Annotated in this window: 8 protein-coding genes; 4 read left to right on the top strand and 4 right to left on the bottom strand. The window is 71.5% G+C overall.

The features are described from left to right. Window positions 1-107: 107 nt before the first annotated feature. Together ACFZCY_RS41895 and ACFZCY_RS41890 are read right to left on the bottom strand one after the other, a co-directional pair. Window positions 108-1,514, bottom strand: coding sequence for a cation:dicarboxylate symporter family transporter (locus tag ACFZCY_RS41895; protein ID WP_391186182.1), 1,407 nt, complete (start codon window positions 1,512-1,514; stop codon window positions 108-110). A gap of 168 nt (window positions 1,515-1,682) precedes the next feature. Further along, complete coding sequence (locus ACFZCY_RS41890) at window positions 1,683-2,420, bottom strand: hypothetical protein (RefSeq protein WP_391186179.1); 738 nt, start codon at window positions 2,418-2,420, stop codon at window positions 1,683-1,685. A 155-nt stretch (window positions 2,421-2,575) separates the two neighbouring features. Here ACFZCY_RS41890 and ACFZCY_RS41885 point away from each other — a divergent pair, with 155 nt between their 5' ends. Continuing rightward, complete coding sequence (locus ACFZCY_RS41885) at window positions 2,576-4,465, top strand: ABC transporter transmembrane domain-containing protein (protein ID WP_391186175.1); 1,890 nt, start codon at window positions 2,576-2,578, stop codon at window positions 4,463-4,465. Then, window positions 4,462-6,243, top strand: coding sequence for an ABC transporter transmembrane domain-containing protein (locus ACFZCY_RS41880; RefSeq protein ID WP_391186172.1), 1,782 nt, complete (start codon window positions 4,462-4,464; stop codon window positions 6,241-6,243). The genes ACFZCY_RS41885 and ACFZCY_RS41880 overlap by 4 nt, the downstream gene beginning before the upstream one ends. A 114-nt stretch (window positions 6,244-6,357) precedes the next feature. Here the strand turns inward: ACFZCY_RS41880 and ACFZCY_RS41875 are convergent, their stop codons facing one another. Then, entirely contained in the window at window positions 6,358-7,149 is a 792-nt protein-coding gene (locus tag ACFZCY_RS41875; RefSeq protein ID WP_391186168.1) for a metal-dependent hydrolase, read from the bottom strand. A 137-nt stretch (window positions 7,150-7,286) separates the two neighbouring features. Between ACFZCY_RS41875 and ACFZCY_RS41870 the strand changes: the two genes are divergently transcribed. Together ACFZCY_RS41870 and ACFZCY_RS41865 are read left to right on the top strand one after the other, a co-directional pair. Next, window positions 7,287-9,800: a DUF3516 domain-containing protein gene (locus tag ACFZCY_RS41870; protein WP_391186166.1), complete on the top strand. Its 2,514-nt coding sequence runs from the start codon at window positions 7,287-7,289 to the stop codon at window positions 9,798-9,800. 52 nt (window positions 9,801-9,852) lie between these two features. After that, window positions 9,853-10,743, top strand: coding sequence for an acyl-CoA thioesterase domain-containing protein (locus ACFZCY_RS41865; protein ID WP_391186163.1), 891 nt, complete (start codon window positions 9,853-9,855; stop codon window positions 10,741-10,743). A 28-nt stretch (window positions 10,744-10,771) separates the two neighbouring features. Here the strand turns inward: ACFZCY_RS41865 and ACFZCY_RS41860 are convergent, their stop codons facing one another. Further along, a complete protein-coding gene (locus ACFZCY_RS41860) occupies window positions 10,772-11,719 on the bottom strand; it encodes a DUF6397 family protein (protein ID WP_391186161.1) in 948 nt (315 codons plus the stop codon). Window positions 11,720-11,851: the final 132 nt, after the last annotated feature.

The following is an 11,851-nucleotide window of genomic DNA, read 5'->3' as shown; positions in this document are numbered from 1 at the left end:
CACCCCCCAGGTCATCCCTTCGACAGGGGGGAACAGTCATGCCGGGCCCGGAGGCCAGCGGTCCCCTTGCAGGACCGCGAAGAAGATAACGGGGGGGGCGGGAGTGGTCAGCCCCGGGGGGCCGGGCTGGTGGCGGGCTCGGCCGGGACGGCGGGGTCCGGGGCCGGGACGGCGTCCTTCGCCCCGGCCTCGTCACCGGTCTTCCCGTCGGGCTCGTCACCGGCCTCGTCACCCGCGAGGACCCGCTTGGCCTGTTCGGTGTCCAGCGCACCCTCCCACCGTGCGACGGCGAAGACCGCCACACAGTTGCCGAGCAGATTGGTGGCCACCCGCATCGAGTCCATGATCCGGTCCACCCCGAGCAGCAGCGCGACGGCGGCGGCCGGGATGACTCCGAGGGCCGAGGCCGTCGCCGACAGGGCGAGGAAGGCCGAGCCGGGCACGCCCGCCATGCCCTTGCTGGTGAGCATCAGCACCAGGACGACGGTGATCTGCTGGCCGAGGCTCAGATCGACGCCGACCGCCTGGGCGATGAACAGCGTGCCGATGGACAGGTAGATCGACGCGCCGTCCAGGTTGAAGGAGTAGCCGGTGGGCAGCACCAGCCCGACCGCGTCCTCGCGGCATCCGGCCGCGCGCAGCTTCTGCATCATGCGCGGCAGCACGCTCTCACTGGAGGCGGTGCCGAGCGCGAGCAGCATCTCCTCGCGGGTGTACCTGACGAACTTCCAGAGGCTCAGCCCGGTGACCAGCTTGAGGGCCGCGGCGAGCAGGGCGAGGAAGAGCAGCGCGACGCCGTAGCACAGCGCGATCAGCTTGCCGTACGTCGACAGGGCGCCCAGTCCGTACTGCCCGACCAGATGGGCCATGGCGCCGAAGACCGCGAGCGGCGCGAGCCTCATGAGGAACCCGACGACGGCGAAGACGACCTGCTGCGCCTGGTCGATGGCCGGGAGGATCGCGGGCACCTTGGTCTTGCCGAGGTGCAGCACGGCCGCACCCACCAGGCAGGCCAGCACCAGGACTTGGAGCAGGGAGTTCTCGGCGAAGGCGCCGACGGCGCTGTCCGGCAGCGCGTCCAGCACGAACTGGGACGCCGACGGCAGATGGCCGCCGCCGGTCTGGTCGTCCACGGCCGAGCCGTTCAGGGAGGCGGGGTCGACGTGCATGCCGGTGCCGGGCCCGACCAGATTGGCGGCGAGCAGACCGAGGATCAGCGCCGCCGTGGTGGCCACCTCGAACCAGATCAGCGCCTTCAGCCCGATCCGCCCGAACGCCTTCAGATCACCGGCCTTCGCGATGCCCGCGACGACCACGCAGAAGACGAGCGGCGCGATGACCGCCTTGATCAGGCGCACGAAGCCGTCGCCGAGCGGCTGAACGGCCGTGCCCACGTCCGGCCACAGCTTCCCGACCGCGACTCCGAGGACGAGCGCGCAGGCGACCTGCGCGAACAACGAGGTGCGCAGCACTCGGCTTGCGCGCCGGACGACGGATGGTGAGGGGTGCGGCACGGAAACTCCTCGGCAGGGATGTCCAGGGACATCCAGAGACTTCTGAGATGCGGAAAACTATTTCCGCGCAGCGCCACTGTGCCGAGCGCACGTTTCCGCCGATGAGTTCCGTGTAACAGCCGCAAAAACCCTGATGTCGTTGTGTTACGTCCCGCGCCTCGCCGGGGCTCAGGCGGCCAGGTGTGCCTTGTCCCCCATCACCACCACCGGGTGCCGCTCGGGGTCGAGGTTCCGCAGCAGATACTCCATGCCGGACTTGGGCAGGCTCACACAGGCCGACGTACCGCTGCCGTGGTCCATGTGCAGCCAGATGCTCCCGCCCTTGCGCTGCCCCTCGGGTCGGGTCGGGTCGAGGGGCGAGGTGCCCTTGACGCGGTTGTAGTCGATGGCGATGACGTAGTTGAAGTCCGTCCAGTGCGACTTGGGCCAGGAGTGGGGAGCGGCGAAGGCGGCCGTTTCGGTGTACGGCAACCGGGCGCCCGGGTCCGGGAGGACTCCGCCCGCGTCGCTGAGCGTGTAGACACCGACCGGGCTGCGCTTGTCGCCCTCGTGATGACCCGTCGTCCAGCCGCGCTTGCCGTTGTGCCCGGCCCAACTACGGGTGCGCTTCCAGTCCTTGCCGTCCTTGGTGTACAGCACCACGGTCGCGTCGGCGGAGTTCACTCCCTTGCCGTAGACCGCGACAACCTGCCGTGAATTTCCGGGGATTTTGCCCTGGAGGGCGTCGCCCACCTCCGGGATGCGGGTGGGATCCGACGCCGGGGCCTTGCTGCGCATCGCGTGCTTCCCCTGGCCACCGCCCTTGTCGCCCCCACTGTCCCCGCCTCCGCCGCAGGCGGTGAGAAGGGTGAGGGCGGCGGCGGTCGCGACCGCCATACGCATGGACATCGAGCCGGAAATTCGCATGTGCCCCATCGTCCCACTCCGGCGTGGGCCCGGCGCGCGCGGGATTGGCGTGTTCCGGACCTCCATGGGAAAACCAGTTGAAATTCGCAGCCGTGAAGAGCCAACCTTTCACGTCTCTTTGCCTTTCCGGCCGCCGCCACTCACCCAGGAACGCCATGCGCATTCGCGATCTTCCGTATCCCGACCCCGGCTTGCCCGACGTACGGTCAGGTACCCGGTTCCTCGTCTGGCTGGGCCGGAACCAGCTGGGCGGGCAGATCAAGGCCGCCCTGTGGGGTCTGCTGCACATGGCGGCCCTGGTGTCCTTCCCTCTTGCGATCGGCTATGGCGTGCAGGCGGTCGTCGACCGCTCCGGTTCGCGGCTCGCCCTGGCCGGGGCGCTGATGGTGGGGCTCACCGTGCTCACCGCGCTCGGTGACGCCATGCTGCACCGGGCGGCGGTCACCAACTGGATCACGGCGGCGGCCCGGGTCCAGCAGCTGCTGGCCCGTAAGACGGTCGAGCTGGGTTCGGCGCTGACCCGGCGGGTGGCGGCGGGCGAGGTCGTCGCCGTGTCCACCGGCGACGTCGAGAAGATCGGCTGGTTCGTGGAGGCCCTGTCCCGCTTCACCGCGGCCGCCATCACGACCGTCGGGGTATGCGTGGCGCTGGTGATCTACCAGCCCGCGCTCGGCGCGGTGGTGGCACTCGGCGTGCCCGCGCTGGCGCTCTCGGTGCTGCCGCTGCTGCCACGGGCCGCGCGCCGGGCCGATGAGCAGCGGGAGAAGGCGGGCCGGGCGACCGAGCTGGCGTCGGACACCGTGGCAGGGCTGCGCGTGCTGCGCGGTATCGGCGGCGAGGACCTGTTCCTGAGCCGCTACCGGACGGTCTCCCAGGAGGTGCGGGCCGCGGCGGTGCGCAGCGCCCGGATGTGGTCGCTGATCGCGGCCGTGCAGGTCGCGCTGCCGGGGATGCTGCTGATCGGGGTGGTCTGGTACGGGGCGGTGCTGGCCGGGAGCGGGCGGATCACGGTGGGCGAGCTGGTCACCGTCTACAGCGCCGTGACGTTTCTGCTGTTTCCGTTGCGGCACTTCGAGGAGATCGCGATGGCGTACTCCTTCTCCCGCCCCTCGGCGCGGCGCGCGGCCCGGGTGCTGGCGCTGCGGCGCCCGTCGGCCGAGGTCAAGGAGGCGCGGACGGCGGGGCCAGCTGCCGGGTCCGGCGGGAAACCGCCGACCGGTGATCTGTACGACCCGGCCACCGGGATGCTGGCACCGAGCGGGCAGCTGACCGCGGTGGTGTGCGGTGATCCGGACGCGGCGGGGCGGATGGCGGACCGGCTCGGCGGCCACCGCACCGAGGATGGTGCGGAGTCCGGCGACGGTGCGGAGTCCGGCGATGGTCGCAGTGCGCCCTCGGCGCTGCTGGGCGGGGTCGCGCTGGACGAGGTGCCGCTGGCCACCGCGCGCGCCGCGGTACTCGTCCAGGACAAGGACCCCGTGCTGCTGTCGGGCACGCTCACCGAGCTGCTGGATGTGCCGCGGTCGGGCACGGTCCCGGCGCGGGAGGCCCTGGAGGCGGCGCAGTGCGGTGATGTGCTGGAGGCGCTGGAGCAGGCCTCGGTGGCCGACTCCGGCAACGGGGACCCGATGGGCGCCCGGATCACCGAACGCGGCCGCTCGCTGTCGGGCGGCCAGCGGCAGCGGCTGGCGCTGGCCCGCTCGCTGGTGACCGACCCGGAGGTGCTGGTGCTGGACGAACCCACGTCCGCCGTGGACTCGCACACCGAGGCACGTATCGGGGAGGGGCTGAAGCGGCTCCGGACGGACCGGACCACGGTCGTGTTCACCTCCAGCCCGCTGCTGCTCGACCAGGCCGACCGGGTGGTGTTCGTGCACGACGGTGTGGCGGCCGGGGTGGGAAGCCACCGCGAGCTGCTGAGCACCGATCCCGCGTATCGCGCGGTGGTCACCCGGGAGCCGGACGACAACCGGGAGCGGGACGACGGCCGCGACGGCCTCGCGGAGCTGGAACGGATCGAGGAACAGATCGAGGAGTCGGCATGATCGGCGTGGCACCACCCGTCCATGACCCGGCCGCGCCGGAGTCGGCGACGACACTGCCGGTCGGCAGGGCCGCCACGGTGCGGGACTATGTGCGCGAGCTGCTGCGGCGGCATCGGAAGGCCTTCATCGGGCTGATGGCGGTGAACGCCACCGCCGTGATCGCCTCGATGGTCGGCCCTCAGCTGCTGGGCGGTGTGGTCGAGGACCTGTCGCAGGGCAAGGACGACCTCCATATCGAACGCACCGTCGCGCTGTTCGCGGTGGCGCTCGTGGTGCAGACCGTGTTCGTGCGGATGGTGCGGCTGCGCGGTGCGGTGCTGGGCGAGCAGATGCTGGCCGATCTGCGCGAGGACTTCCTCGTACGGTCGGTGGGGCTGCCGCCGGGGGTGCTGGAGCGGGCCGGGACCGGTGATCTGCTGTCCCGGATCACCACCGACATCGACCGGCTGGCGAACGCGATGCGCGAGGCCGTACCGCAGCTGTCCATCGGTGTGGTCTGGACGGGGCTGCTGCTGGGCGCGCTGACGGTGACGGCTCCGCCGCTGGGGCTCGCGGTGCTGGTGGCGCTGCCGGTGCTGGTGATCGGCTGCCGCTGGTACTTCAAACGGGCGCCGAGCGCCTATCGCTCGGAAGCGGCCGGGTACGCGGCGGTGTCCGCGTCCCTGACCGAGAGCGTGGACGCCGGCCGGACCATCGAGGCCCACCGGCTGGGCGACCGGCGGATCGCCCAGTCCGAGTTGCGGATCAAGCAGTGGACCGCGTGGGAGCGCTACACGCTCTGGCTGCGCTCGGTGCTCTTCCCCGTGATCAATGTGAGCTACACGCTGATCACCGGCTCGGTGCTGATGATCGGCGGCTTCTGTGTGATGCGGGGCTGGATGTCGGTCGGCGAGCTGACGACGGGGGCGCTGCTGTCGCAGATGCTGGTCGAGCCGATCGGGCTGATCCTGCGCTGGTACGACGAGCTGCAGGTCGCGCAGGTGTCGCTGGCCCGCCTGGTGGGGGTGCGGGAGATCGAGCAGGGCCCGGCCGACGCCGGGGTCACGCCCATCGGCCGTGAGGTGCGGGCGGACGATGTGCGGTTCGGCTACCGGGAGGGCAGCGATGTGCTGCACGAGGTGTCCATGACGGTGCCGCCGGGGACACGGCTGGCGCTGGTGGGCCCGTCCGGCGCGGGCAAGTCCACGCTGGGCCGGCTGCTGGCGGGGATCTACGGCCCGCGGACCGGCCGGGTGACCCTGGGCGACGCGGAGCTGGCGCGGATGCCCGCCGAGCAGGTGCGCACCCATGTCGCCCTGGTCAACCAGGAGCACCATGTGTTCGTCGGCTCGCTGCGCGACAATCTGCTGCTGGCCCGGACCTCCGCAGGGGATGCCGAGCTGTGGGCGGCACTCGCCGCGGTGGACGCGGACGGCTGGGCGCGGGCGCTGAAGGAGGGCCTGGACACGGAGGTCGGCTCGGGCGGACTGGCGCTGACCCCCGCGCAGGCGCAGCAGATCGCGCTGGCCCGGCTGGTGCTCGCCGATCCGCACACCCTGGTGCTGGACGAGGCCACCTCGCTGCTGGACCCGCGCGCGGCCCGCCATCTGGAACGGTCGCTGGGCCAGGTGCTGAAGGGCCGGACGGTGGTCGCCATCGCGCACCGGCTGCACACCGCTCATGACGCGGATGTGATCGCGGTGATCGAGGCGGGCCGGATCAGCGAGCTGGGCAGCCACGACGAGCTGGTGGCGGCCGACGGCGCCTACGCGGCGCTGTGGCGCTCCTGGCACCAGTGACGCCCGAGGGCGACGGCCACCCATCGGTCCCGGTACCGGCATCGCCCGGACCCGCGGTGCCGCGGCCGGGGCCGGGGCCGGGGCCGGGGCCGGGGCCGGGGCCGGGGCCGGGGCTCAGATGATGCCGAGGGCGCCCAGCCCGCCGAGTCCGCCGAGCATCATGAAGACGGGCATCAGGACCTTCAGCTCGACCCAGCTCCCGGCCCGGAAGCGCATGGCCTCCGGCGGTCCGATCGGATACCAGCGCTTCCGGCCGATCGGTATGGGCCACAGGATCGGGCATCCGGAGACGGTGAGGGCGTCGCCGATGTCGTGAACGAGGGCACCGAGGACGATCGGCAGCCCCAGCCACAGGTATTCCTGGCCCGGTGCGGTGAACAGCCAGTCCGCGCCGTTGCCCGGCTTGTTAAGGATCTCGGCGAGTATCCAGGCGCTGGTGGCACCGAGCAGCCACACCAGGACGTCGCTGGAGACCCGCGCCGCGCGCCACAGCAGCCCCTCGACGGCCAGCACCATGTGGACGAAGAGGATGCCGAGCACCGCCCAGCGGCCACCGACCACGGCGAGCGCCGAGGCCCCGGCTCCGATGAGGACGGCCCAGACCCAGGTGTGGGTCAGCGTGCGGTGACCGCCCGAGCGGCGGGCGTCGCCCGCTTTCCGGGTCGACTTGTAGACCGCGTACGAAAGCTTGTCGATCACTTCGCACAGCACCCGCGACACCGGCCCGAAGGCGCGGGATATGGTCGCCGCCTTGTGGTCGAGGTCCGGGGCGAGCGCCGCTCCGGCGCAGATCAGCGCGCCTACGACGAGCACCGGCCAGGGCATCTCGTGGCCGGCCGCGGCGGCCGCGGCGCCCACCCCCAGCCAGGCAGCCGCTCCGGACAGCGAATGCGCCGGTCCCATCATGGTCGTACCCCGCCCCTGTTCTTGCCCGCTGTGGTGCGGGAGTTGCTTGCATCGGCTCACCACACCCTAGCGACGGACGATCTTCGTCCGCACAGCCGGTTCCCGCCCCGCCGGGGAAACCAGGCAGTATAGGGTCCGTGACTCTTATCGATCAGCTGCCGAGCGAAGCCGACCCCGACACTCTCTTCGAGAGGTTCTCGACCTGGGTCGAGGAGCGGGGCATCTCGCTCTATCCCGCCCAGGAGGAAGCGCTGATCGAAGTGGTGTCCGGGGCGAACGTCATTTTGTCGACGCCCACCGGATCGGGAAAGAGCCTGGTGGCCGCGGGCGCCCACTTCGCCGCGCTGGCCCGGGACGAGGTCACCTTCTACACCGCGCCGATCAAGGCCCTGGTCTCGGAGAAGTTCTTCGAGCTGTGCAAGATCTTCGGCACCGAGAACGTCGGAATGCTCACCGGGGACGCGTCGGTCAACGCGGACGCGCCCGTCATCTGCTGTACGGCCGAGGTGCTGGCGTCCATCGCCCTGCGGGACGGCAGGGAGGCCGATATCGGCCAGGTGGTGATGGACGAGTTCCACTTCTATGCGGAGCCGGACCGGGGCTGGGCGTGGCAGATCCCGCTGCTGGAGCTGCCGCAGGCGCAGTTCGTCCTGATGTCGGCGACGCTCGGCGATGTGACGCGGTTCGAGGAGGATCTGAACCGGCGCACCGGGCGGTCCACCGCGGTCGTGCGGTCGGCGACCCGGCCGGTGCCGCTGAGCTACGAATACCGCACGACGCCGCTCACCGAGACGCTCACCGAGCTGCTGGAGACCCGGCAAGCCCCCGTCTACATCGTGCACTTCACCCAGGCCGCGGCGGTCGAACGGGCGCAGGCGCTGATGAGCATCAACATGTGCACACGGGCGGAGAAGGACGAGATCGCCTCGCTGATCGGCAATTTCCGCTTCACCACCAAGTTCGGCCGGAACCTGTCCCGTTATGTCCGGCACGGAATCGGGGTGCATCACGCGGGGATGCTGCCGAAGTACCGGCGGCTGGTGGAGAAGCTGGCCCAGGCCGGGCTGCTGAAGGTCATCTGCGGTACGGACACGCTCGGGGTGGGCGTCAACGTACCGATCCGGACCGTGCTGTTCACCGCGCTGACGAAGTACGACGGCCAGCGGGTGCGGACGCTGCGGGCGCGGGAGTTCCACCAGATCGCGGGCCGGGCCGGGCGCGCCGGGTTCGACACCGCCGGGTTCGTGGTGGCGCAGGCGCCCGAGCATGTCGTCGAGAACGAGAAGGCGCTCGCGAAGGCGGGGGACGACCCCAAGAAACGCCGCAAGGTGGTCCGCAAGAAGGCCCCGGAGGGCTTCGTCAACTGGGGCCAGAACACCTTCGAAAAGCTCATCGCCTCCGACCCCGAGCCGCTCACCTCCCGCTTCCGGGTCACCCATGCGATGCTGCTGTCGGTCATCGCGCGCCCCGGCAACGCCTTCAAGGCGATGCGCCGCCTCCTCGAGGACAACCATGAGCCGCGCAAGAACCAGCTCCGGCACATCCGCAGGGCGATCGCGATCTACCGCTCGCTGCTGGACGGCGGGATCGTGGAGCGGCTGGAGGCCCCCGACGCGGAGGGGCGGCAGGTCCGGCTGACGGTGGACCTGCAGCAGGACTTCGCGCTCAATCAGCCGCTGTCCACCTTCGCGCTCGCCGCGTTCGAGCTGCTGGACCCCGAATCCCCGTCCTACGCCCTGGACATGGTCTCGGTGGTGGAATCGACGCTGGACGACCCGCGGCAGATCCTGGCGGCCCAGCAGAACAAGGCGCGGGGCGAGGCGGTCGCCGCGATGAAGGCGGACGGGATCGAGTACGAGGAGCGCATGGAGCGGCTCCAGGACGTCTCCTACCCCAAGCCGCTGGAAGAGCTGCTCTTCCACGCCTACGGGCTCTACCGCAAGAGCCACCCCTGGGTGGGCGACCACCCGCTGTCGCCCAAGTCGGTGATCCGCGACATGTACGAGCGGGCGATGACCTTCACCGAGTTCACCTCGCTCTACGACCTGGCGCGGACCGAGGGCATCGTGCTGCGCTACCTGGCCGGCGCCTACAAGGCGCTGGACCACACCGTGCCGGACGACCTGAAGTCGGACGACTTCGAGGACATCATCGCCTGGCTCGGCGAGATGGTCCGGCAGGTCGACTCCAGTCTCCTGGACGAGTGGGAACAGCTCGCCAACCCGGAGGAGGAGTCCGCGGAGGAGGCACAGGAGCGTGCCGACCAGGTCCGGCCGGTCACCGCGAACTCCCGCGCCTTCCGCGTGCTGGTGCGCAACGCGATGTTCCGCCGGGTCGAGCTGGCCGCGCTCGACAAGGTGGCGGAGCTGGGCGAGATGGACGCCGAGTCCGGCTGGGACGAGGACGCCTGGGCGGACGCGCTGGACGCGTACTGGGAGGAGTACGACGAGCTGGGCACCGGCCCGCAGGCCCGCGGCCCGAAGCTGCTGCAGATCGAGGAGGAGCCCGAGCACGGGCTGTGGCGGGTGCGGCAGACCTTCGACGACCCGAACGGCGACCACGACTGGGGCATCTCGGCCGAGGTCGACCTGGCCGCCTCGGACGAGGAGGGCCGGGCCGTGGTCCGGGTCACCGACGTGGGCCAGCTGTAGCCGCCCGGCCGCCGACCGGCCCCCGAACCACCTCAGCGAAGGAGCACCGCCGATGACCAATCCCGCCGAACGTCTGGTCGATCTGCTCGACCTGGAACGGATCGAGGTGGACATCTTCCGTGGGCTGAGCCCCGACGAGTCGCTGCAGAGGGTGTTCGGCGGGCAGGTGGCGGGGCAGGCGCTGGTGGCCGCCGGGCGCACCACCGAGGGGGACCGCCCGGTGCACTCGCTGCACGCGTACTTCCTGCGTCCGGGGCGGCCGGGCGTGCCCATCGTGTACCAGGTGGAGCGGGTCCGGGACGGACGCTCCTTCACCACCCGCCGGGTCGTCGCCGTCCAGCAGGGTCGGACGATCTTCACTTTGACGGCCTCCTTCCACCGTCCGGAGCCGGGCATCGAACAGCAGCTGCCGATGCCCGAGGTGCCTGAGCCGGAGAGCCTGCCGAAGCTCTCCGATGAGATCCGCGAGCACTTGGGGGCCCTCCCCGAGTCGCTGGCGCGGATGGAGCGCCGTCAGCCCTTCGACATCCGGTACGTCGAGCGGCTGCGCTGGACCGATGAGGAGCTGAGGGAAGCGGAACCGCGCAGCGCGGTGTGGATGCGCGCGGTCGGACCGCTCGGGGACGACCCGCTCGTCCACACCTGCGCGCTCACCTACGCGAGCGACATGATGCTGCTGGACGCCGTGCGGATGCCGATCGAGCCGCTGTGGGGCCGACGCGGCTTCGACATGGCCTCGCTGGATCACGCCATGTGGTTCCACCGGCCCTTCCGCACCGATGAGTGGTTCCTCTACGACCAGGAGTCGCCCGTCGCGACCGGCGGCCGGGGACTCGCGCGCGGCCGGATCTACGACCGCGCGGGCCATCTGCTGGTCTCCGTCGTCCAGGAGGGCCTGTTCCGCCCGCTGGCTCCGGCGCCGAAGCCCACGGAGAGCGGCTGAGGCTCAGGGCGGCGCACCGAGCCGTGGTTCAGCGCTTGCCGACCAGCCTGCGCCACAGGCCGCGCGGCCGCCGGGCGGACCGGCCCGGGGGCCGGGTGCGACAGGTGGGAAGCGGTGCCACCGCGGCGTCCGGCCGCGGTGCGGGGCGGACCCGGCGCGCCTCCCGCACGGCATCGGCGAGCGCCACGCGATACCGCAGGATCTCCTGGGGCCCCTCCGCCGTCTGCACCCGGTCGATCACCTTGCGCGCCGCGGCCGCGGCGGGGCGCACCGGGACGAGCGCGGGGCGAAGGTCCCGCACATGATCCCGGTCGTGCGGATCGGTGACAGCCCGCGCCAGTTCGTCGGGGTCCAGCACCGTGGACAGCACTCCGGCGCGCTTCCAGGGGTCCCGCGTCCGGGAGAGCAATTGGTCGATCCGCCGCTTACGCCACCTCTCGGCCCGCGCGTCCTCTCCGGCGGCCAGCGACGCGCTCAGCCCCGGTGGGGTGCGGCCGGTCAGCAGGTCCGGCTCACGGGCGGCGAACTCCTCCAGCTCCGTCGCCAGATAGAGCCACACCACCCGCCGGTACCGGTTGACGTAGAACCGGGCCGGGGCGAAGAAACCGCCGCGCGCCAGGCGGGTGAGCCGGCCCGGGCTGATACCCAGCAGCTCGGCCCCCTCCGCCGTGCCGACCACCCGCAGCCTGGCGCGCAGCGCCTCCGGGAATCCCTCGGCGCCCGTCAGCCGCGCCAGCTCCTCCCGGGCCACCCGCCGCCCCGCGGGGGTGGAGATGGTGCGCACCTCCCCCAGCTGCTCGGCCAGCTCGAATTCGCGCGGCATGAGGCCCAGCATCCGGGCCGCGGTGCGGAACGCGACGCCCGTCGGCTGTCCCGGTCCGGCCGGCCCCGACGGCTTCCGGCGCTCCCGCACCGCCTGCGTCCCCCGTACTTCCCGCGTCCCCCGTGCTTCCTGCTCCGCTCGCACCACTGCCATGACGAAGTCCTCCCCCGCGATCCATCAATCACTGACAGTGACGACGATAGCGTCGCGGCACGACGGTCCGTCAGCCCTGTGGACAACCGCCTGTGGATAACCTCCCGGCCCCGTTTCCGGCCCCCGCCTCCC

It is taken from the genome of Streptomyces sp. NPDC007983 (genome assembly GCF_042958345.1).
Lineage (GTDB): Bacteria > Actinomycetota > Actinomycetes > Streptomycetales > Streptomycetaceae > Streptomyces.
This window is presented reverse-complemented; position numbering and strand designations above follow the sequence as displayed.